This window comes from Desulfuromonas sp. (assembly GCA_002869615.1).
Classification (GTDB): Bacteria; Desulfobacterota; Desulfuromonadia; order Desulfuromonadales; family UBA2294; genus BM707.
Genome location: PKUH01000110.1, coordinates 23,517 through 46,945 on the forward strand (window position 1 = coordinate 23,517; position 23,429 = coordinate 46,945).

Sequence of the window (23,429 nt, forward strand, 5' to 3'; positions counted from 1 at the left end):
ATATCCCCGACTTGACGGGGATCAACTTTGCCTCCATTTAGCAATTTTATTGAAATAATCAGACCAAAGAACAGCCTGACTGGTCAAAATATTTCTGTTGTTGGAGATTTATGAACATGCTCACCTTGCCCGAATATCATGCATTAATTGAACAGGCGCCTATCCTGATATGGCGTGCCAATACAGACGCCCTTTGCGACTATTTCAACGAGCGCTGGCTCGTATTCAGAGGGCGTACGATGGAGCAAGAGTACGGCAATGGCTGGACAGAAGGCGTACACCCGGAGGACTTTGACCGGTGTCTGGAAATATTTCTCGGTAGTTTCAAAAAACATGAGATCTTCGAGATGGAATATCGCTTGATGAGATCTGACGGGGTCTATCGGTGGATATTCGATCGTGGCGTTCCATATTATAAAGATAACGGAGAATTTGCAGGTTATATCGGCAGTTGTATAGATGTGACCGAACGAGTCGAAGCGCAGGAAGCTTTAAAATTAAATTTAGAAGAAGAAATCCGCGTTCTCAAGGGAATCATTCCCATTTGTATGTATTGCAAAAAAATCAAAGACGACGAAGGGGCCTGGAGCCAACTTGAAAAATATATTTCGGAACATTCCGATGCCTATTTTAGCCACGGTATTTGCGATACGTGCATGCAAGAACTTCAGCAGGAATGATCAGGATACGGCCACAACCCTGGCCGTACCGCCCTTCAGCATAGACGGGCGGTACGGAGACGCTACTTTTTAACAGTGTTTTTTTAGATTTTGGCCAGGCAGGAAGTAGTCTGGCTGTTAAACCATACATCCCGCACCGGAAACGCTGTACGTGCTTATATTAAAATTAAAAAACCTGCTCAGACTTTCTCTGCTGTTCCTTGCTGTCGCCGTCTCGACACTGTCTGCGTCTCCGGCACCGGCGGCTGAAGGCACTGCCAAGTCCCCTATTCAGTCAGCCAGCGAAGTTGACTATCCCCCGTTCAGTTTTGTTAACGCCGAGCAAGAGGCCGACGGCTTTTCCGTCCAATTACTGCGGGCCGCCGTTGCCGCTATGGGTCAGGAAGTCGTCTTCGCTACCGGCCTCTGGAACGAAGTCAAGCAGTCGCTGGTTGACGGCAGGATCGATGTCCTGCCGCTGGTCGGACGAACCCCGGAGCGCGAAGCTGTTTTTGATTTCACATTCCCCTACCTCGAATTGCACGGCACGATTGTCGTGCGCCAATCGGAACAGCAGATTCAAGGTTTGACCGACCTCAAGGGCAAGAACGTCGCGGTGATGAAAGGCGATAACGCCGAAGAATTTCTGCGGCGCAGCGCTCTCGGGGCCAACATTATTCCTTTGAAAACTTTTCCCGAAGCGCTGCAGGCGCTGGCTCGGGGGGAGTATGATGCCGTGGTTATCCAGAAGTTACTGGCAACAGAGCTTATTGGAGAACTGGAGCTTGCAAATCTCAAAACGGTCGGTCCGCCCCTCGAAGACTTTGTCCAGAAATTTTGCTTTGCGGTCACCGAAGGGAACCGGGAACTTCTGGCGCACCTCAACGAAGGTCTCGCCATTGTCATGGCCAACGGGACCTTCGACCGCTTATGGCGGCAATGGCTGCAGCCGATTAAAACGTCCGCCTTTGAGCATCAACGCATTGTGGTCGGCGGTGACGATAACTATCCACCCTATGAATACCTCGATGCGAATGGCCAACCGGCCGGCTACAATATCGATTTGACCCGGGCCATTGCCGAGGAACTCGGTCTGCAGGTTACGTTTGAGTTGGCCTCCTGGGGAGAGATTCGGCAGAAACTCGATGCCGGGCAGATTGATCTGGTTAACGGCATGTTCTATTCGCCGGAACGGGAAGAGTCATACGTTTTTTCACCGCAGCATATCGCAATCTCCCACGTCTCCATTACCCGTGAAGGCCGCGAGCCACCACGAAACCTTACCGGGCTTTCCGGAAGGTCCGTTGCGGTCATGGCCGGCGACATTACCCACGACCTGCTTCTGGAAAACAGCGATCAGGCCAGGATCAAAAAGCTGGTAGCGACCGACTCGCAGCAGGAGGCTCTCCGTCTTGTCCAAAACGACGAGGTCGATGTTGCGTTGGCTGCGCGCTTGCCAGCATTGTACTGGATCGAGCAGAACGACTGGCAGAACCTCCGGGTCGGCTCCAGCTCTTTCATCGCACCGGAGTATTGTTACGCCGGCATCCACGGCGCTGAAGAGATGGTGACCCTGTTTGCCGAAGGCCTGGCGGCCGTTAAGGAATCCGGAAAATACCGGGGAATCTACAATAAACATCTTGGCAGCTATGAAGCGTTTGATCCGACGACCACCTATGTTTTACTTGCGGTCGCCGCAGGGCTTCTGACCGTGCTTGTGGCGACCCTGATCTGGAATAGCACCCTCAAAAAAGAGGTTGCCCGCCAAACCCTGGAACTGAGCAGCGAGGTCGAGGAACGCAAGAAATCGGAACGGGCGATCAGGCAGCGCGAAGAGACCATTTCCATGTTGCTCAATTCGACCGCAGAGGGTATCTACGGTGTCGATCGCGACGAGGTCTGCATCTTCTGCAACAATTCTGCGCAGCGGATCCTCGGGTACGATGAAGAGCAATTGATCGGCACCAACCTGCACCACAAAATCATCGTTGAGCCCCTGGACCAGGAAAGCAAGCCGATGGAACTCTGCCGGGTCAAGCAGGTCATCCAGAGCGGTGAACCGATCCATATCGAAAACAACCTGATTCGCCGGGCCGATGGTTCACCCTTTCATGCCGAGATCTGGGTCCACCCGATGCAGCACGGTTCCGGGACGGTGGGCGCTGTGGTCACCTTTCTCGACATCTCCGAAAAGATCAGTATGCAGGAGCAGCACCTCCGCTCGAGCCAGCTGTCGGCCCTGGGAGAAGTGGCCGCCGGCGTTGCCCACGAAATCAACAACCCGATCAATGGCGTCATCAACTACGCCCAGATTCTGCTCAACACCCTGCCCGTCAAGGAGCGGGAAGAAAAAATTCTCAACAACATCATCAAGGAAGGGAGTCGGATTTCATCGATTGTTTCGAACCTGCTGCACTTCTCAAGAAAAAGTGATAGTGAGAAGACAAATATCCACGTTAAGGAACTGATTGACGAGCCGCTGCAGCTCTACCACACGCAACTGGAGAATGACGGCATTGCGCTCGACTTGTCCATCCCCGAAGAGCTGCCTGGCGTTTACGGCAACGTGATGCAACTCGAGCAGGTGGTCCTCAATCTGCTCAGCAATGCCCGGCATGCTCTGAGCAAAAAATTCCCGGAGCCGCATGCCGATAAAATCCTGAAGATTTCGGCCGAACTGAATACGTCCGCCGGTGAGGCGATGGTGCAGCTTGTCTTTTTTGACCACGGCTGCGGCATCGCCGCGAATCAGCTCAAGAAGATTTTCAATCCTTTCTACACCACCAAAGCAGCCGGCGTCGGCACGGGCCTTGGCTTGAGTATCTCGCATGACACCGTGACAAAACATGGCGGTACGATACGAGTTGAGAGCGAACTTGACAGGTATACCAGGGTAACCGTAGAGCTGCCGGCATCAAAAACCTGACAAGGCAGGCCGGTGCAGGGTTCTTGCTGGAACAGACTGTCGCGCTTCTGGGCATCATGGACTCAAAAACCAGGACTACAATATTCTGAAGCGAAAGGGGCACACTCAAATCAGGCATTTTTTCAACACATGGTTAGAAATCAATTTACAGGAATGGTCATCTGATTGACCGTTCTTTTTTTTTCGAGTACAGTGACTTCTGAAATTTATATAGCTTGACAGGAATTTGCCGCCGGAGGGGGCTGGCCGGATCGATTGAAACCACTCTACCCGCAGGGTGGTATTGTTATCTGAAGTTTTACGATTTTACACGCTCGTACCAAATATGGATTAACGGAGTTTAGTCACTGGAGAATGTTTTGAAGTTCAAATTTTCAAAGCGAATACACGTACTTTCTCTCCTTGGTCTACTCCTTACGTTTTTTTCATGTGTCCTCAGTATTCATTCGCCTCAACTGATAGAAACATCTGAATCTCTTCTTCTCGATTATCGTTTTCTGTTGCGAAATATCATTGCCCCGCCAGCTCAGCCTGAGGACATCGTCATCGTCGAAATCGACGAAAGAAGCCTCGAAAAATATGGCCGATGGCCCTGGAGCAGAGAGCTGCAAGGTCAACTCATCGAAAAGATTTTCGATTGTTCACCAGCCGTCCTTGCTGTCGATATTTTCTACTCTGAAGTGGAATCGGAGGAGAACGATAAAAAACTCGGCAAGATTATCGCAGCAAATAGTGAAAAGATCGTCCTCGCCGGCGCCTTCGATTTTGCAAAGGAAAACACATCATTTCCTCCTGACTTTCTTCTGGACAGTGCCATACTCAAGGTAAGAGATTATTCCTCTCTCGGAAATACCCTCCGGGTCACGAACTTCAAAAAAGCTGTAGAAAATATTTACACGGGAGGTATGATCGGACACGTCTTGAGTCCGCCCGACCTTGACGGGAAGTTACGATGGGAACATCTCTATATCAACTATCAGGACGAATTCTACCCGTCGCTTGCGCTTGCTACCTCAGCAAAGGCAATGAACGTACCGATTGAAGAGATCACGATATATGGTAATTATGGTGTCGGAATCGGCGATACCCTGGTCCCGACCGACCCCTCTGGGAGAATCCGGATAAACCATTTGGGCGGGAAAGGTTTTTTCCTTCATCTTTCGGCGGCTGACATCATCTCGGGAGAGGCAGACCCCTCCCTGCTTGCCGGGAAAGTCACAATATTAGGAACAACGGCTATTTCAACGTTTGACTTCATGGTCACGCCCTTCCTTTCGAGAGCTCCGGCCGTCGAAAAAAACGCAACAGTCATCGAGAACCTTCTTCACTCCCGTCTTATCAGGGCCGTTCCGCTTTCAATTCTAATCCTTATCATCATCACGACGGGAACTTGTCTCTCTTTTCTCCTGCCGAAACTGAGGGCAGCAGGAGGGATCATCCTCTCGACATCTATCATCCTTCTTTTTGTAATCCTGAATGTCTATCTCTTTACATTCGAAGGGAAATATCTCAATTTTTTCTATCCCTTCGCCAATATGGCCATCATTACACTTTTCTTCGGCGGCTACAAATACTTCAATGAAGAGAAAAAATCCAAAGAATTAAAAAGAATTTTCTCCTCCTACGTCTCACCGAAAATTGTCGAACAACTTATCAAAAATCCCGAGATGGCGCGCCTTGGAGGAACCCGCAAAGAAGTGACCGTTCTCTTTTCTGACATTCAGGGATTCACCACTTTCTCCGAGAGCAGGGATCCTGAGGAAGTCGTTTCAATGCTTAACGAATATTTCAAGGTCATGTCCGATATCATTTTCCATTGGGACGGGACTCTGGACAAGTTCGTCGGGGATGAAATCATGGCATTCTGGGGGGCGCCAACCGAGCAACCTAACCACGCGGAACTTGCGCTAAGCTGCGCCCTGGACATGTCTGATCAGCTTGATAAATTAAGAGCGCAATGGCAGGCGGGAGGAAAGGCGCAGATAGACTGTGGCATCGGCCTTAATACAGGGGTCGCCCTCATCGGCAATATCGGGTCGCCTGACAAGATGATGGACTACACAGCCATCGGCGACACCATCAACCTCGGCGCCCGGGTCGAAGCGATGACCAGAAAATATGAGACACGGATCCTGATTACGGAATTTACACAGTCCAAACTTGCTGAAACCTGCGCCAGAAAGGATTTCGAGCAGATTATCATCAAAGAGGAAGATACGGTCAAGGTCAAAGGAAAGGCCCAGGCAGTCACGATCTATAGCGTCATGTCAGCCGCTCAGGATTAAAGGTACCTACTCGAAAACCGAGTAGAATGCTTCATTCTGATAGACATTAAACTTCCCTTCGCGATCGGCACGCTCAGGATCCCCCTCCTTGCGTGAGGAGTCGTCGTCAAAGACGACAACAATCCTCCCGTCTTCAGTAACGGCAACCCCTTCCGGTTTGTGCAGAAAAGATCGGAGCACCTCGATGTCGCAGTCACCCGTACCCTTCTCAAGGAGGTCTTCGGGGATGGCCCAAAGGTGCCCACCCAGGGCATCGATGCTCTCGCCTTCGTAGCTTGTCAACATCAGGTAGCGCTTTCTGAGCCCATCATATTCGAGGGCGGAAATCCCTTCGGCCCGGCCGAAGCGCTTCACGGTGTCGACCTCAAGGACTTTTTCGAGAGGATCGCCGCCATCGACAATCGGAAGTTTCCATATCATGACGACGTAAGAAGGCTCTTTGTAACTTGGTCCGATTTCACGGACACCGACATAAGCGGCCCTGTCATCTCTGGAAAGGGCAAATGCTTCGATCTTCATGTATGGGGTGTTGAGTCGTTCGCGCAACTCTGCCAACTTCGCCCCAAGCTCCGGGAGTTCCTCAGAAGACCAGCCACCGCCAGAACGGGGTGATATTTTGATAAGTCTGTTGTAGGCAGGATCAGGCCGATCGTACGAGGTGACCGCATATATCTCCCGTGAACCCCGGTTCGAGGCTGAAGCATCCTCGAATTTGCGCGCTTCGATTATGCGGCCATCTGCAGTCCGCAGAGGGATGTTTTCAATAAGGAAGAGTCCCTCCTGCAGATGATAAAGATAAACGGGAGGTTCGTCGTTCTTATCGTTAAAGACGAAAAGGTTCTCCCCCTGGTGAGCCAGACCCGATGGTTCAAACCTTGCGGCACGTGCGTGAGGGCCCTTCATGGTCAGATAGGTATCTTCGACCGGTATCCCGGAAGAACATCCCCAGAGCGGAATCAGACACAACAGCGGCAGGAACTTAATCATTCGATGGGGCATGCGATTTCTCCATAAAGGCTCTGAGTCTCTGCGAAAGGGTCGTGATGATGCCGCGAGTCAGTTCCGGATACTCCTCGATCAGTTCGTAGAAGTCGCCGCGATCGAGCTTCAGAAGATCACAGTCAGATATCGCCCTGACCGTCGCACTTCTCGGCGCGTTATCGAAAAGCGCCATCTCCCCGAAATAATCCCCTTTACTCAGGACGTTAATCCTCTTCTGCTCCTTCTCCACCGACACATTCCCGTTCAAAACGATATAGAAGGAGTCACTCGGATCGTTCTCCCGGCAAACGACTTGACCTTCTTCGACCGATTCTTCAGCGAACATCTCGGCCACCGGGCGAAGTTCTTCTCCGGAGAGGAGTGAAAACATCGGTACACTCTTAAGGAAAAATATTCTATCCATCGTCCACATCGAAGGACCTCCACTCTCTTGAGTTTTTTCGGTAACGACCCAGTTCGCAACAGACTTCAACCACGGATCATCTATTTCCAGAAGCAGATTCTGCCAGCCGCCTGCGCATTCCCCCTGGACTTCTCCTGTCGGCGCGGGGGAAGCCATCGGTAATGTATCTTCAAGGAAAGGAATGACATAAGAGGCGGTATCCTTATGGATAATATTTTCAAGGAGCTCTATGCTGTTGGCAACATCCCTCTTCTGGGTACTGATATAGTTCAGAAAGGCCTTGTAAATGGTCTTCTGATCGTAGAGAAGTCCCAATCCTCTAAAGATGCTCTCCCTGTTCCTTGCGATGCTATGGGTGATCTCCCGACAAAACATATTCCCCTTGAAAGATTCTATCTGATCGGGGTTCTCCGCAATTCTTGAAAAGGTGGCGAGGAGCACTTTCAATTTTTGCCCAATTTCGATCTCCGCTAGAATGATCTGAAGGAGTTTTTCTTCGAATCGATGCATATCATGGAAGGTTTTATTAATCGTGTTGAGAGATGACAGGGCCATGTTCCGATCGATCGAATCGGCATTAACGGCAATATCGACCAGATTTTCAACTGACTCGTCGCAGACGATCCGGCCGAGAGTGGAGAGGATTCCAAGTCGCAAACGCGAATTACCGTCATCGCGGTCATAGGTCTCACGGAGGAAGCGGACGCCCTCCGGGCCATAAGAAACCAGGGCGCTCTTCGCAACGCCGCACATCCCTCCAGATGCAAGAGCGTGGATAAGAAAAGGGAGAAGGGTGGGAGTCGAGAGGCGTCCCGCTGATTTGATCGCCTCTCGAAGAACCGATTAGTCGGGGCTTTCGAGTAGAGGGATCAATGGCTCTGCCAAGGAATCCAGAGCAACCTCACCGGCGATATACGCAGCCGTTCTCTGCTCTTCCGGCAGAGCGCTGTCAAACAGCTGCAGGAGACGCGACTCGGCGAGAGCTCTCGTTTCAGAATCTCCTTTCAGAATGAGATAAATCAGAGCTTCTCCCAGAACCTGGAGGTCTTTGCAGGAAAGGTATGGATCTAAATCTCGAGTATGATCAGTGCCCGGGATACAGCAAAGAGCACGAATGCAATACGCTTGATCAGCCGAAATACCTGTCGTTGCAAGATGACGCAATAAAACTCCGGAGGCTTTTTCGCCAAGACATTTACCGGCGACCATCAGGGCTTCTTTTCGGATGAGAGCACTTTTGTGATCAAAGAGCGCGCTTATGCGATCAAGACTCACCGGCAACAGATTCTCCTTGATCAGTTCAAGGGAGAAAAGGACCTCCTTGTCGACCTTTGACGTGAGGGTCTCCTCGATTGCACCGATAATATTTGGCTCGGAGATCCCTTCTGAGAATCCACCACTCTCCTGCAGCCTAATCCTTCGCCTGCTCAAAGAGCTTCTCAGCTTTTCCACATAAGGTTTTTTGAGATTGATGGCAGACAGAACGGCGAAGATGCAGAGAACGGAAACGGTAACTGATATCATCTGGAGAGACATCGTCTTCTCGGCAAGGATCAGTAAACCACTGGCCATCAGAACGGCCAGCGGTTTAAAGATACCATCCGAAGAAATCTTCAATTTTGACTGCTTGGCCGGTGAGTATGGCATATAGAGGATACTCGACGCCGTCTTGAATGATGAGTATTTGAGAACGTTTTCTGAAAAACGGATCCCGGCAACAATCCAGATGGATGGCAAAAAGACAAAAACGAGTGAACCTGTAAAGAGAGTCATTGGCATAAGCAGGAGGCTTACGACCATTCCGAAGGTCAGCAGGATGCGCCCCGCCACGAAGAGTTGGAAAAAGAGGGCGACTGCATTCAATGCCGCGAAAAAAATGCCGAGAAAAGCTGTGATCTGATCCCTGGAATAGCTCTCTTTAAGCATCGATTTGAATTGAAAATCTATCAGGGTCGAACAAATAACCATGGTGCAGGAAAGCGCGAGGAAGGTCAGCATCAGCCTGTCCTTCATCACATCAGTGCCCGCCGAGGACATGCGTAAGAAAAAATTCCTGCTCCGCGAACTTTCCGTGATCTCCTCAGCCTGAGAGCCCAGAAAAGTGTTGAAGATCTTCATGTCCAGAATGAGCATGAAGCCGAGGATGGGGATCACCGCCAGAAGGAGATTTTCTGTCCCGAACCAATGGGCCAAAACCGGCACCAGAAGCCCCATAAGAACGGCCCCCATCGTTCCTCCCGCATTGACAACTGAAGAGAGCCTCTTCGCCTCCCTGGTATCAAAGGTCCTTATGACCGTTATGGCACTGATCATGACAAGAATATCGACAAGGGTCTGCAAAACGATATAAAGCGCAAAGACGAGCCAAGGGGCAGGATTGGCAAGGAAAAGTCGTGCAAGGACAAGAGCTGCAATGAAAACAATTTTGAGGCCGAGAGACTCCGTGGTCTTCTTAAGCGTAAGAGAGCTTTGAACAGTTGAGACAAAGACAAAGAAGACAGATTGGAACGCAAAGAGGTAAGGGAGGTAATGGGTCTCGTAGGTGTCCAGGAAAAGGGCCGTTATCAGGCTCTGAATAACCACCAGGGCGGCTATGGCCAGAGCCGAATAGGTCGATAGGACAAGAACTTTTTGCCCTTCACCCTGTTTTATGCCGAGAAGGTCGCTGAGTTTATCCACAGGACTGATCTTTATTGCCATAGCTCTCGGCAGTAATTGATAATTGAGTGTCCATCCGAAAATCCGGATGGACACTCAATGGTTTCTGGTGGTGGATCGCCTTCCCAAGAAAAAGCTAGGGGATCGTTGGGCCCGGTTGGCCCGGTTCGCCAGAGTCAGGATCCTGATCAACGGGTGGCTCGAGCGCTGGATCCGGTTCGGTGATTGCATCGATCGTATCCGTTATGTCGTCAACTTCTTCGCTAACTTCGGACTCCTCCGTTATGCCGGTGAGGGGGACCGCTACCGGTTCGGAAACAGCCTTGCCCTGTTCGATTGTAACCATCTGTCCCGCTCGAATGAAGATTTTTCCACCCTGGGAAGGATCAACAGAAGAGACATCAACAATTCCTTCAAGGCAGGTAACAGTCGTAAAAGGATTGCCGCTTTCATTGACTCCGACGTTGAAATCGATCACGGTGCCACGGGCCGCGGCGTAACTTGTCGGCGTGTGAACCTCGAAATTGGTCTTGCCGACGACCGCACGCATCTGGCCATCGACAAGATTAAATATCGACTGGCCCCGATCTTCTCTATTGTAAACAAAATCTGATATCTGCATCTTTGACCGTGACTTGAGAGTCAGAATGCTGTCGTCAACAAAGAGCATTTTGATCCGTGAACTCCCCCCGGTCGCGACTGTATCGTCCAATTCGATACTATCGTTGACCATGGCCGCTGCCGCTTGTCCCTGAGTCTTATAAATCGTCGCCTCCCCCCTCACCTGAACGACCTTGCCGACAAGAGGAACGGCATACCCGTTGGAGGAGAGAACCAAAAGCAGAACCGTCATCGCAAGAATTATTCTAGCCATGATTAAAACCTCACTTTCAGATCGAGTCCGGTTATGGCCCTGTCATAAGTATAGTTGTCCATATTGGCCTTGTTATTAATATAACTCTGACTAAACATCAAACCGACATAGCTATTGAGCTGCTTCTCGAAACTCAATAAGGCCTTGTAGCTGTCTTGTTCTCTCTTTTTCGGATCAAATCCTTTTATCTCATCATATTTACGACGGTCATAGCTCCCGTAAATTCCGAAATTGAAATCGCCACTCAGATCTAAATTGTATTCGAGAAAAGTCTTGTTGCTGCTGTATTGACGAAAATCCTCCTTAGCAGAGTTTTTCGCATAGACATAACCCAATTTTGCTTTGCCCATCTCTCCCAGTTTCGCCGTTTGAACAATACCGGCAATATGTGTATGGCCTGTTTTCTGAGAGTTCGTTGGAAAAAGGGGGCTGTCCTCGTAGTTGGTTTGCTTGTAATTGTATGTAAGGATGGTCATAAGCTCATCCCCTTCCGGAATGATAATAGACGGGCCAAAACTGTTCGAATAGTTGTACTTTTCACTTCCGAGGAATGTGTAGTTAAAGGCATAGCGGGCTTCCAGGGTTACTGCCTCGAACCGATATTGGGTCTTTGCTTTCAGAGCATGTGACTGGATATCAGAATCATCGAGTTCATTGTGCAGAGTCTGAAAGAATGAATAAGAAGTGTTCAATTTGAATTTATCGGTGCGGAGCGCATCATATCCGCCATTAAAAGCAAAGGTATTTCTCCAGTCGCTCTCATCGTCAACTCCAAACGGGAGCGTTCCTGACTTCGATTTAACGATAACATTGGTGTCGTACTGAACTCCCGTCGAAAACTCAAGCTTCCAAGGTTTCTCCGCCTTCTTGATCGCCTCTTCTATCTGCAGAATATAATCATCAGCCTGCTTCGCAAGATCTGTACTGGGAGCCAAATCTCGCGAATTTTCAAAGAAATCTTGAGCTTCTTCATAGATCTTCGTTCGGTAGTAGTAAAATCCAAGCTCATAGTTGACCTTGGGATCTTCGGGATAGGAACGCAAAAGGCCTTTCAATATTGCCTCAGCTTCGTCAAGCCCCTCTTTGTTGAGAGTCATGCCAAGATAAAGCATCGCATCGTAGCTTTTCGGGTTGATCTTCAGGGCTTCCCGGAAGGAGGCTTCAGCATCACGGTATTTTTGCTCAGCCAGAAAGGCCTGACCCTGTTCCACAAGCTCTTCAGGAGAAGCCGCAAAACCATGCGGGACAAAAAAAACAAACAACAAGGCAAGCAGGACCAATAAGGAACGTTTCATTTCGAGACCCCTTTAAGTTGTTGTTAAATAAGAAAAATTAAAGCTGCAAAAATAAAAATAAAAATCCCATCTTCAACAACCGAAGATGGGATTAAAATATATTCCTCTACTCTTCCCCATCTCTCTTCGGCGGCCCAGCCATCTCTTTATTTCGAGACCTGAAACTCTGCGTCCTGGCATTGCTGCAAGTTTGCTCTTTTCGGAGAGTTATCACAGATTAACAAACAGGGTTTTACATGTCAATCAATACTTAGAATGAGAGTGAATCATGCTTTCTACAGACGCCTCTGATTAATCAAGTTTACTGAAAATGAAGATATATGAAGAAGGTGTCACCTCACCTGAGTGTCTCATAAATCCTCACGCAACTCGTTCCCGGATGACCTGAGGGATTTATCAGAGCTATTTCACCCCCTGAAAACACCCTCCCCAGTAACGACACGTCATCCTGCAGCAGCCCGGTGACTTACTAAGGACTCGAGCGCCATTCGGGCATAACGGCAGCTCGTCTGCAGGCTCCTGCCGTCGCGCGAAAGCACCGCGAGGTGTTCCAGCGCGAGTTCGAGGGCAAGACCCTGTATGGCGACATTGAAATCAGCCTGACCCCGCCGAAGCGGCGGAGCGGGCTCAGCAACAGCGTTCCAACGGCCGAGGAGGTCACCTCGATCCCGGCGACCCGCTCACCGACCTTGATGTCAGGATCACGAAAGTTCACACCTGTGGCGCCACCACCGAAACCGGCCTCAAGGCGGCGGTCGGCAGCAGAAACGGGGCAATATCGAGGGACTGAGCAGCCGGGCCGGCAACGAGATTATCCGTACCCTCACACCGCGCTCGGAGATATTCGGCTGAATTCTCGCATTTCGATGTCGCGCCGCAGGAGACGCTCAGGCAAGTCAGGGCGAAACAATCCCGACGCTTTCCCCTGCCTCTCTTCGGAAGGTATTTCATCTTTTGAATTCAGCGATAAGGTATAAACACAGACTAAACAAGAGGGAGGACGAGGCATCATGGGAACTCACTGGATCGATGAAGGATGTATCAATTGCGCAGCGTGCGCTGAAGTCTGCCCTGTAGACGTCATAAAGTGGGAGACGACAGCCTGAATCGAGTTCCCGAAGATTCCGAAAAGCAGGGTTTCCTCAAATCATCGATCTGAAAAAACAGATGGACGAAAAAGCTCCGCGACCGCCCGGAGATTCTCTGCAAGGCGGCGAAAATCGGCTAAAGTCTCTTCCCGGGATGATCCAGGGAGTTACAGAACATTATCTTCTCCCGAGAAACTCCATCCCGAGCAGAGAGACATCATCCTGCAGGGGGCGACTGTTGCCGAAATGATCGAGGGCCCGGCACAGGCCGGTGCAGGATTCCTGCAGGGTCAAGCTGTCGCGCCGCAAGACATCAAGAACCCGCTCGGGTCCGAACGCTTCACCACTGAAGTCACTGTACTCGGTAACCCCGTCCGAGTAGAGGTAAAGGCGGTCGCCCGGTTGCAGGGCCAGGTGCCCCTCTTCGTAAGGTCCGGTGCCGTGTAGTCCGATCAGGCCGCCGCCGGTTGTCAGCCATTGATGCGAACCATCATTGTGGATAAGAAGTGGTGCCGGGTGCCCGGCGCAACTGTAGGAAACGGTACCGGTCCTGATATTGATCAGCATATAGATGATCGTGAAGAACTTGTCGAAACGATCGAAGGGGTATTCGTTGGCGAGCTCAACCATGACTTCGGCCGGCGAGAGCAGGCGATAGTAGGGCGGCTCGGAGAACACTTTTTTAACGATCTGGCTGGTATGGGTCGATAAAGACTGGTTGACCGAAACCGTGACCATCGCCGAAGAGATTCCGTGCCCGCTGACATCGAGCAAAAAGGCCATGATCGTCTCCTCATCAACCTGGAGAACGTTAAACAGGTCACCGCCAATTTTCTCGAACGGTGAAAACTCCCAGGCAAAAGTCATCGCGCTGATATTAGGCAGCTTGCCCGGCAGTAGCGACTGCTGAATCAGCGCCGCCGAGCGCAGATCTTCTTCCTCCTCGGCGCTCCGCTCGAGCAAACGGATCTGCATCTCCTTGAGTTCCCGGGCCTGCCAGGCGAGTTGCCGGTAAAGGCTCAGTTTCTCCGACCATTCGGTCAGATTGTTCTGGTCGCGAATGACGCCATGGGTCGGTTCGATCTGTTGAAAACCGGGACTTTGTTCAGAAGAAAAAAGCAGACAGGGCGCATAGTGTTCGTGTGCGGTTTCAAGCATCGTGATGCCGGCTTTTTTATCCTCGTGGAAAAGCCGGGACTCGATCATGACCAGACATTCGGAGTTGATCGACGCCTTTCCGGCATCGGCAAAACTTGCCTTCCACGCCAGTGCATATCCCTGGTCGATCAGGAACTGCCTGACCTCAACCGGCAGGTCATTACTCCCTTTTGCAAACAAAATAGCATCAGCCATGGCATTGCCCTCTTTGCATTTGCCCACTTTATCATTATACTGCCGATTACGCATTTATTGATTTCACGCTTAAAGGAGCCGTAATGCCCCAACTTCTTATCGTCGGGTTCGGTGATATCGGCCAGCGGACTGCCCGGCTCGCCACCTCTTCCGGATTCGACGTTTCTGTCGCCAGCCGCTCTATCGAACTGAAAGCAAGTGAACAGGATGCGGCTCTCAACCTCTTCACCGCGAATCTCGACCGGCTCGGCACCCTCGGCGGGTTGCCGACCAAACAATCGATGATTCTCTACCTGGCCCCACCGCCGCCGCATGGCATTACCGACCCGCGGGTCCAGAATTTCTGCAACAGTATCCGCAAGGGCGAATTGCCGGTCAAAATCGTTTATGTCAGTACAAGTGGTGTCTATGGCGACTGCAGCGGTGATCTCGTTAATGAAACCCGGCCGCCACATCCGGAGACCGACCTGGCCAAACGGCGCGCCGATGCCGAAAAATCCTTCCGCAAGTGGGGGATGGCACACGGCGTCCCGATCATTATCCTCCGGGTTGCCGGCATATATGGACCGGGCCGCCTACCGGTCCAGCGGCTCAAGGAGGGAACCCCGGTTCTGCGCAAGGATCAGGCTCCATACAGCAACCGGATCCATGCCGACGATCTGGCCCGCGTCTGCCTGGCTGCCGTGCAGAAGGGAACGGACGGCTCAATCTACAACGTTTGCGACGGTGAAGAATCGACGATGACCGACTACTTCAAAGCTGTTGCCGACATGTACGGGCTGCCTGAGCCCCCGGTCATCAGCATGGCGGAAGCGCAGACGGCCCTCAGCCCGGAAATGCTTTCCTACCTGCTCGAATCCCGCCGGCTTGACAACAGCCGAATGATCGACCGGCTCGGGGTCGAGCTTCTCTACCCGGAACTCGAACAGGGTCTCTCGGCGATCCGTGACGAAATGCTCGAAAAGGAGTGATCGATTGCGTTCCGGGCAGCAGAGACTATACTTGATAGACGACTCGACATCACCGGAAATATTGATGAAAAGAACTCTTCGCCTGATTACACTCCCGATTTTTTCTGGACAGACTGCCGATGACCATACCTTCCTGATGGCGATTAGCGGATACCCGGGGAGCTAACTTGCTGTTACTTGATAAGACCCTGAAATGACGAACTTTTCTTTTATGCTCTGTTTTGCTATTATCGGTTCAAGACGGTAAATCAGGGGGGACCGCGTGGCGATTGACCAAAACAACAATTACGAACTTGATTATGATCCCAAGCTTCTTAATCGGTTCATCTTTTTATTTAACATCGCCCGCCATCACGCCAAGTCCTACCCGATCAATCACCCGCAGATTGCCAAATCGGTCCAGAACTTTCTGTCCCTGCTTGACAGCCTGCTTGAATACCGCGATGAAATCACAATCGGCGTCGCCAAGGACAACCTGATCATCGGTGATGCCAGTCTTGAGAAGAATGCCGTCTTCAAGGACCTCGCCAATTCACTTTTTGAATGCGATATTGCCTCGTTCACCATCCGTCGCTCAGTCACCCACGACGAGCTCCTGAGCTTTTACCAGTTAATCACCCTCGATCCCGAGGAAATTCGCGAAAAAGGTGGCTGCGGCTACCTGCTGCGCGACGCCGGTGTCGGCTCGGTACTGGTAATGGATATCGATTATTCGTCCTTCCATACCACCGAGATGGATTCCATCGAAGCGCCATCCGACGATGAAATCGAAGCGGTCATCGATGCACCATGGGAAAGCTTCATCAGCGGCCTTATCGAGGGGAACCTGAGCGCCGATGGCGAAAAAGCAACCGTCGATGATATCGATCCGGCGACCCTGGCCCAGATGATGAACGATCTTAAAAAGGAGAAAGGTAAAGCCGAAGAAGACCAGGGCGATGACAGCTACGACGCAACCATCACTTCTTTTTTCAAGGAACTCGACCGCGAGGGGCTCAGCGAAAAGGCGAGGGCGGCTTCCCTGATCCGACTCGGAAACTTTGTTGACCAGCTCAATCCGGACCTGCGTCGGGATCTTCTCAACAGCACCTTCGCAACCCTCGGCGACCGGACCGAACTCGCCGAGAACATGCTGAGCGGCGTCTCGCCAAACACCCTGATTGAGATCTTCGGCGAAGCGAGTGAAGAAAAGATTACCGTGCCGCCGGGATTGCTCAACATGCTGGCCCGCCTGTCCGAAGGCGGCGCTGACAAGGAAGTGGGCAAGCGGGTTATCCAGAAACATTCCGAGTCTCCCGAAGAAGATATCGAGGAACGGATCCGGACCATCTTCCAGAGCGGCAATCCGGGGCAATTTATCCCTGATGACTACCAGAAATTCCTGGAGAGCGTTCTCGAAATACAGCGCCTCAGTGATATCCCCGACGCAACGGTCGAGGAACTCTCGGAGACCCTCGAAGGGCATGACATCGAAACCTCGGTCATGAATGTTATCCTCGATCTGATCGATATCGATCCGATGTCGGAGCAGGCCGACCTGATGACCAGCAACCTGATCGACCTGGTACATTATTTTATCGAGGTTGGAGATTTCGACGCCCTGGCGACAACCTACGACCGGCTGCAGGAACACCATGAGGAATCCGAAGCATTTTCGATTCCGATTGCCGAAGAGACCCTGAAAATCTACGATACCGAAGAATTTACCAACGCCGTTCTTGACGGTCTCGATATCTGGGGCGCTGAAAAACATGACGCCATCCGGAGACTGATCGGCCACATCTGCGGCCCGTTCATCAATCCGATTATCGAGCGTCTCGCCGAGGATGATGATATGGCGATGCGCCAGTATATGATGTCGGTTCTGTACGAAATGGGCGATCCGGCGAAAGAGGCACTGATTAAAAAGCTGCACGACAAGCGCTGGTATTTTGTCCGCAACGCTATCATCCTCTTGCGTCGCTTCGATGATCCTTCAGTGATGCAGCCGATGAAGCGACTGATCGGCCACAAGCATCCGAAAATCCATCTCGAAGCGATGAAAACCTATCTTCACTTCAAGGATCCAAAGGCCGATCTTTACCTGATAAAGGAGATGCAGTGCGATAGCCTTGAGCGCCGCAAAAACGCCGCACTGCTCGGCCGTAACAGCAGCAATCCGGCCGTCCACCAGGAGCTGATCAATATTCTGATCGAAGGTCGTGACGACCCTGAATATGAGTTGCGGGCCATCGCCCTGAAGAGCCTCGCCGATATTGCCGACCCGAACTTTCTGCCGTCGCTGAAGCAGGCCCTTGCCACCCGCAACCTCTTCCGGCCCGGTATGCATAGGGAATTCAAGGCCAACATCCTCCGTTCGCTGATCAAGTATCCGACCGAGGAAGCACGCGCCTTTTTGCACGAATATGCCGAGCAGCCGAAAAGCGACCTGGCCGGGCCGGCGCGCCAGGTTCTGCAGCGCCTGCCAAAAGGAGCGTCGGCATGAGTGATCATCGACAGCAGGCCCTGCTCGATTTTATCCGACACCTTGCTTCGGCGGTGACGACAGCTTCTATCTACCCGCTCGAGCATAAACAGGTCGGGAGCCTCTGCGCCCAGGCTCTCGACAGCATCCTTACGGCGATCGACAAGGATTCCGAGATTTCGCTCAAACGGGTCGACGACCAGATGATTCTCGGCGGCAAACCGCTTGGCGGCGGGATGTATCCGATCCGGCTGGCCAGCATGCTCAAACACCGCGGTATCGGTCATCTCAAGATTTCCCGCTTTGTCGAGCAACAGGAGATTCTCAACCTGATTGCCGCCCTCTCCCGCAAGGACAAAAGCGAAATCCACTCAACCGAAAATGTCCGACTCGGCAAACTCGAACTGCGCTACAACCCGTCCGAGGGTGCTGAAGCCGAATCGACCGGTAATGAAGGAGAAGCCGTTAAACCCGACTACGCCGATCTCTCCGAGGAGCAGCTGGATCGGTTGATGGAAATCTATGAAGCGACCAAGAAACAGAAGAAGCTTCACTCCGTCGGAATTTCCGAAATCGTCTCTTCGTTCATCGCTTCGTTCACCCGGGAGTCGAACCCACTACTGGCCCTCGCCCCGTTACGCCAGATGGACGAATATACCTTCACCCACTCGATCAACGTCTGCGTCCTCAACCTGGCCCAGGCCTCGGCCCTCGGCATCGAAGGCGCCCTGCTGCACGATATCGGGATTGCGGCGCTATTGCATGACGTCGGTAAAATCCAGGTTCCCACCGAGATTCTCAACAAGAAAGAGAAACTCACCGATGACGACTGGAAAATCATCAAGAACCACCCGATTGAGGGAGCCAAGTTCCTGATTAATGCGCCAGGTGTCCCGCGCCTGGCGGTGGTCACTGCCTACGAACATCACTTTCGATTCGACGCCAGCGGCTATCCGACCCGGATCGGTAAACGTGAGCAGAATATCAGCAGCCACATGACAGCCCTCTCCGATATGTTTGATGCCATGTTGACGCATCGACCTTACTCGGCGGCCAGTGAACTCTCCGAGGTCGCAACGACGATGAAATACATGGGAGGGACCCAGCTCCACCCCCTGCTCACCGAGAACTTCATGAAAATAATAAAGAAGTACTATCCTGATCTCGATATCGCCTGAACGAGATATCACCTTTGACAGCGGCCGCCGACCCCCCTATACTCTCTGAGTACATTTGTTACACAGGGAGCACTTTCAATGATCGAACCGGCACAACTGGGCAGTCAGGTTGAAAAAATCACGCGCTTCGGCAAGGAGAACCTTGACGACATCCTGCATTTGCTCGGCGAAACGATCCTCCGTATCACCCGGCAAAACCGTTGCCGTATCTACCTTGAAGACCTCACCCTTGGCCGTCTGACCTGTGAAGCCGCCGCCGGCCGCTACCCTGACGATTTATATGACCATTCATTCCCGCTCAACTCGGAAAACTTCCTTGTTTCCCGGGCCTACCTTACCCAGGAAGAGGGGATGATCGCTGATACGCGACAACTTGAAAACGAAACAGCCCGCAAGCTGGCCAGAAGGTTTTCCGTCCGGGCCAGCTACCTGCTGCCGATCCGACACCTTGGCCGGCCGATCGGTGTCGCCTGTATCGACAGCAGCCGGGCCGGCAAGCTGCCGAACGAAAAACAGCGGCAGAATCTCCACGATTTTATGGAGCAGGTCGTCGAAAGCATCGATCAGGCGAGAAAATACCGGCAGCAACTGGTCCTGGCGCGACGTGTCGATGAAGCCAAAAAGAAAGAAGCGGCCGGGCATATGGTCAAGGCAGCGGTTAGACTGATCGATAAACTGGCCCTCGCTTCGGTGCTGGTTCCGGCCCCAATGGAGAGCCTGCACGAAGGCGAAAGTCTGCAGATCCTGGCGACCTATTCCCAAGAGAAAGAGGCCAGGAAGCTTTACGAGGAGGATCGCCTGATCAATCTCGGCCCCGGGCGTTCACTCCTGTCCCGCTTCATCAACAAGGCAGGGGTCATCATCGATGAGCGGATGCTCGAGCCACTCCTGATCCCTGAATTGTCAGCCGAACCGCTGCAGAAACAGTATCTGACCAAAGAACTTGGATTGAAATCATTGTATGTCGTTCCATTCTACGAAGAGCATTCAAGGCGCGTCACCTGCCTGGTCAACTATTACACCCGGGAAACCTACCACTTCAGCGAATTCGAAAAAGGGCTGCTCGAGGCCCACGCCGAAATGGCGCAACGGGTCATCCAGGAAATCGGTGTCGAGCATATGGAAATCCAGGTTCTTTCGGATATCAGCGACCTGCTCCAGGAACGCTTCACCGGATTACAGCCGTTTCTGACCCGGGTTCTTTCGAAAGCAACCGAACTGATTGGCGCCGACACCGGCAGCATTGCGGTGATCCGGGAGAGCGACGGCGAGCGCCAGTTGATGGTCGAGGACAGCGACGGAAACCTGCTTGGCGCAAAAAGCAAGGAGTGGCTGAAAAAGTATATTCCGCCGCTGAAACTCGGCGGCGAAGAGCTCCCTCCCGACCAGCGCAGCCTGTCGGGATATGTCGCCCACATTCAACAAGCGATTATTATTAACGATACGGCTGAGGCAAAACAGGAAAACGGTTACTATCGCGAGATTACCGACTCCATCCGGAGTGAGATCGCCGTTCCGGTGATCAGCGAGGGCGAAACAACGGCCGTGATCTGTCTCGACTCTTTACAGCGCCACTATTTCTCCGAGGAGCACAAGCGGATCCTGCTGATCATCAGCCGGATGATCGGCCGCTATCTGGCCGATCTTGAGCATATCGAGCAACTGACCTCGGAGGTCGGCCTGCTCCGCAGCGATGTTGGCTACCGTGACCCGAAAATTTCCTCTTACCGGCTGGGAAACATCATCGGCAACTCTGCCAAGGCGCTCAAAGTCGTCGATTTCATTACCCGAACGACGCCACCGCTGTTCAATCGGATCGCCAGCTGGCACGGCGCCAAGCTTGAAGAGGCGACGCTCGGGCTCCCGTCAATCCTGATTACCGGCGAAACCGGCAGCGGCAAGGAATTTGTTTTCAATAATATTTTCTCGCGGCTTAATGAAATGTATCAGGCCCGGTTCGGTCCCGACGACCAGCTGCCGCTCCAGAAATCGAATATCGCTGCCTACAGCGGCGACCTGACATACTCGGAGCTCTTTGGCCATAAACGGGGTGCGTTTACCGGCGCTCATACCGATCGTCGCGGCATCCTCGAAGAAGCCCATGGCGGCGTCGTATTCCTGGACGAAATCGGTGACGCCGACCCGAAAACCCAGGTCCAGCTGCTGCGTTTTCTTGACAACGGCGGTTTTGTCAGACTCGGTGAGAACAGCACCCGTTACGCCCGGGTACTACTGGTTGCCGCGACCAACAAGAACCTGCCACAACTGATCCGGAATGGCCAGTTCCGTGAAGACCTGTATCACCGACTGTCGGAACTCTCCCTCAACGTCCCTTCGCTCAACCAGCGCCGCGAAGATATTCCCGACCTGGCCGTCCATTTCCTCGGGCGTCTCTACCAGATCTACCGATCTGACGAGGACCCGGCTGACGCTGTCCCGACCATTGAGAACAAGGCAGCAGAGCTGCTGGCCCGCCACCAGTACAGCGGCAATATCAGGGAACTGCGCAGCATCCTGCTGCGGGCCCTTTTTTCCCGGAGCGGTTCAGTGATTCGCGAGAACGATATCCGCGAAGCGATCGGAACCGAGGCCACGACAAACGCGGCAGACCCGGATCCGGTGCAGGAGCTGACCGAGGAGGCGGCCCGGGAACTCTATGCTTCGATCATCAACGACGGGAGAGACTTCTGGAGCGCGATTTACAAGCCATACACGGAAAACCGCATCAGTCGGGAAATGGTCAAGAAAGTGGTCGGCATGGCTCGCAGCGAGGGTGCCGGCAGCATGCCGAAAATAGCCGCCATGCTTAAAGCTTGCGACCCGAAAAGCAGCGACCCGGAGCAGAAGAAACTCTTCTACAAATTCAAAAACTTCCTCTACAAAACGATCCACATCAGCTGACGGGTCTGGCAAATTGGCGGACAATCTGTTCGACCTGCGGGCGATCGCTTTGCCGCCAGGGGCCAACGACAACCAACCGAAGCTGGTCGGGATCAAGTGCCTGGGCAAGCGCGCTGGTTAAGGCATCGGTGGTCAGTTGCTCGAGGGCTGTACGGTCGGCTTCAATATCCCTGACAAACCCGACGAGCTCACCCCAGCCGTAGCGAACGACCATTTCATCGGGATGGTCATTGCTGAAGTCGAGATCGTACCGATACCCCTGAACGATCCGGGCAAGCTCCTCTTCCGGAACCCGGGTACGGAAAAGATCCGACAACACGCCACAGACCTCACGGACGGCGGCAACAAGGTTGTCCGGCGTGACCATGAAATCGATGACCAGCGCCCCGGTCTCCCGGAGGCTGGTCAAATTGGCTTCGATGCTGTAGGTGAGGCCGAGGTTTTCACGCAACTGCATCATCAGGCGCGACGCGACGCCACCGGAAAGTATCCGTTGCAGAATCCGCAGGGCAAGCGCATGCCTGCTTTCGCGGCCGGGTATCGGCAGTGCCATCTGAACCGACAGCTGCGAGGCCGAATCCTTAACCCAGGAGGATCTCTCACCACATGAAGTTTCGATTTTTTGCTGTTGCGGCACCGCTTCACCCTGCCATTTCCCGAAACTTCTTTCGGCGGCCAGAAAGACCACTTCCGGCTCGACCCTGCCGGCGACGGCGATGACCGTATTGACTGGCGAGTAGAATCGTTGGTGATGTTGACGCAACATCTGCGCATCGACCGAAGCAATGGTTTCGACCGAACCAATCGTCGGTTGAGCCAGTGGCGTATCGGGCCAGATGAGTCGCGCCATCAGGGAATCGGGATTGATCAGTTCACCTTTTTCATTGAAATCTTCGCGGGCCTCCTCAAGTATGATTTTCCGTTCTGTCTCGATATCTCCGAATAGTGGCCGCTGCAGCATCGAAGCAAAAAGGGCCAATCCTTCCGCAACTTTTTCAGGATGAAAGCGGCTGAAGTAGCAGGTCGATTCGGCGTCGGTCATTGCGTTGGCCCCGCCGCCGAGTGCCTCAAAGGCCTTTTCCAGCTCGAGGCTGTTCGGATATTCGGCGGTGCCGCGAAACAGCATGTGCTCGAGAAAATGCGAAATCCCGGCCTGTTTTTCTGTCTCGTAGCGGCTGCCGACTCCGATGTAACAGGAGACTTCGCAGGCGTGCAGATGCGGCTGCGGGACGCAGACGATGCGCAGACCATTCTCGAGCGTTATCTTATATTGACGATTCATCAAATTGATTTATCCGAAACGAGCAGACCGCCCGGAAGCGGTCGATCGATTTCATTATTTATCTCTTGGTTACGGCCCTATCAAAGGCAA

The 23,429-nt window shown here is 52.5% G+C and carries 16 protein-coding genes and 1 riboswitch; of the genes, 8 read left to right on the forward strand and 8 right to left on the reverse strand.

Features of this window, described 5'->3' with window-relative positions:
- The first annotated feature begins 110 nt into the window (after positions 1-110).
- From C0623_12825 to C0623_12835, 3 genes are all read left to right on the forward strand, one after another.
- Positions 111-680: a hypothetical protein gene (locus C0623_12825; GenBank protein PLX98202.1), complete on the forward strand. Its 570-nt coding sequence runs from the start codon at positions 111-113 to the stop codon at positions 678-680.
- A 151-nt stretch (positions 681-831) separates the two neighbouring features.
- A complete protein-coding gene (locus C0623_12830; GenBank protein ID PLX98203.1) occupies positions 832-3,585 on the forward strand; it encodes a hypothetical protein in 2,754 nt (917 codons plus the stop codon).
- A 359-nt stretch (positions 3,586-3,944) separates the two neighbouring features.
- On the forward strand, positions 3,945-5,870 hold the full coding sequence (locus C0623_12835) for a hypothetical protein (GenBank protein ID PLX98204.1): 1,926 nt from the start codon (positions 3,945-3,947) through the stop codon (positions 5,868-5,870).
- A gap of 6 nt (positions 5,871-5,876) precedes the next feature.
- Here C0623_12835 and C0623_12840 read toward each other — a convergent pair whose 3' ends face one another.
- The 6 genes from C0623_12840 to C0623_12865 form a co-directional block, all read right to left on the reverse strand.
- Positions 5,877-6,857 carry a hypothetical protein gene (locus C0623_12840; protein ID PLX98205.1) on the reverse strand — a complete coding sequence of 327 codons (981 nt, stop codon included), beginning with the start codon at positions 6,855-6,857 and terminating at the stop codon, positions 5,877-5,879.
- On the reverse strand, positions 6,850-8,028 hold the full coding sequence (locus C0623_12845; protein ID PLX98206.1) for a hypothetical protein: 1,179 nt from the start codon (positions 8,026-8,028) through the stop codon (positions 6,850-6,852). Before C0623_12845 ends, C0623_12840 begins: the two co-directional genes overlap by 8 nt.
- 90 nt (positions 8,029-8,118) lie before the next feature.
- Positions 8,119-9,954, reverse strand: a complete 1,836-nt coding sequence (locus C0623_12850; protein PLX98207.1) for a hypothetical protein — start codon at positions 9,952-9,954, stop codon at positions 8,119-8,121.
- A 115-nt stretch (positions 9,955-10,069) separates the two neighbouring features.
- Positions 10,070-10,807 carry a hypothetical protein gene (locus C0623_12855; GenBank protein PLX98208.1) on the reverse strand — a complete coding sequence of 246 codons (738 nt, stop codon included), beginning with the start codon at positions 10,805-10,807 and terminating at the stop codon, positions 10,070-10,072.
- Positions 10,808-10,809: 2 nt separating this feature from the next.
- The gene (locus C0623_12860) at positions 10,810-12,102 is read right to left on the reverse strand and encodes a hypothetical protein (GenBank protein PLX98209.1); all 1,293 of its coding nucleotides are present in this window, start codon (positions 12,100-12,102) and stop codon (positions 10,810-10,812) included.
- 125 nt (positions 12,103-12,227) lie between these two features.
- Positions 12,228-12,307: riboswitch (cyclic di-GMP riboswitch) on the reverse strand.
- 506 nt (positions 12,308-12,813) lie between these two features.
- Positions 12,814-13,053: a hypothetical protein gene (locus tag C0623_12865; protein PLX98210.1), complete on the reverse strand. Its 240-nt coding sequence runs from the start codon at positions 13,051-13,053 to the stop codon at positions 12,814-12,816.
- Between the two features lie 59 nt (positions 13,054-13,112).
- On the opposite strand from C0623_12865, the gene C0623_12870 reads away from it, so the two are divergent.
- Positions 13,113-13,208 (forward strand): hypothetical protein, encoded by a 96-nt coding sequence (locus C0623_12870; protein PLX98211.1) that lies wholly within the window; start codon positions 13,113-13,115, stop codon positions 13,206-13,208.
- 159 nt (positions 13,209-13,367) lie between these two features.
- Here C0623_12870 and C0623_12875 read toward each other — a convergent pair whose 3' ends face one another.
- Entirely contained in the window at positions 13,368-14,597 is a 1,230-nt protein-coding gene (locus C0623_12875; protein PLX98212.1) for a hypothetical protein, read from the reverse strand.
- A gap of 29 nt (positions 14,598-14,626) precedes the next feature.
- On the opposite strand from C0623_12875, the gene C0623_12880 reads away from it, so the two are divergent.
- From C0623_12880 to C0623_12895, 4 genes are all read left to right on the forward strand, one after another.
- Positions 14,627-15,514 (forward strand): NAD(P)-dependent oxidoreductase, encoded by an 888-nt coding sequence (locus C0623_12880; protein PLX98213.1) that lies wholly within the window; start codon positions 14,627-14,629, stop codon positions 15,512-15,514.
- A gap of 262 nt (positions 15,515-15,776) precedes the next feature.
- On the forward strand, positions 15,777-17,999 hold the full coding sequence (locus C0623_12885; protein PLX98214.1) for a hypothetical protein: 2,223 nt from the start codon (positions 15,777-15,779) through the stop codon (positions 17,997-17,999).
- Positions 17,996-19,156 carry an HD family phosphohydrolase gene (locus C0623_12890; GenBank protein ID PLX98215.1) on the forward strand — a complete coding sequence of 387 codons (1,161 nt, stop codon included), beginning with the start codon at positions 17,996-17,998 and terminating at the stop codon, positions 19,154-19,156. The genes C0623_12885 and C0623_12890 overlap by 4 nt, the downstream gene beginning before the upstream one ends.
- Before the next feature lie 78 nt (positions 19,157-19,234).
- Complete coding sequence (locus C0623_12895; GenBank protein ID PLX98216.1) at positions 19,235-22,057, forward strand: Fis family transcriptional regulator; 2,823 nt, start codon at positions 19,235-19,237, stop codon at positions 22,055-22,057.
- Here C0623_12895 and C0623_12900 read toward each other — a convergent pair.
- Positions 22,050-23,339 (reverse strand): insulinase family protein, encoded by a 1,290-nt coding sequence (locus tag C0623_12900; protein PLX98217.1) that lies wholly within the window; start codon positions 23,337-23,339, stop codon positions 22,050-22,052. The two genes, C0623_12895 and C0623_12900, sit on opposite strands and share 8 nt — an antisense overlap.
- Positions 23,340-23,429: the final 90 nt, after the last annotated feature.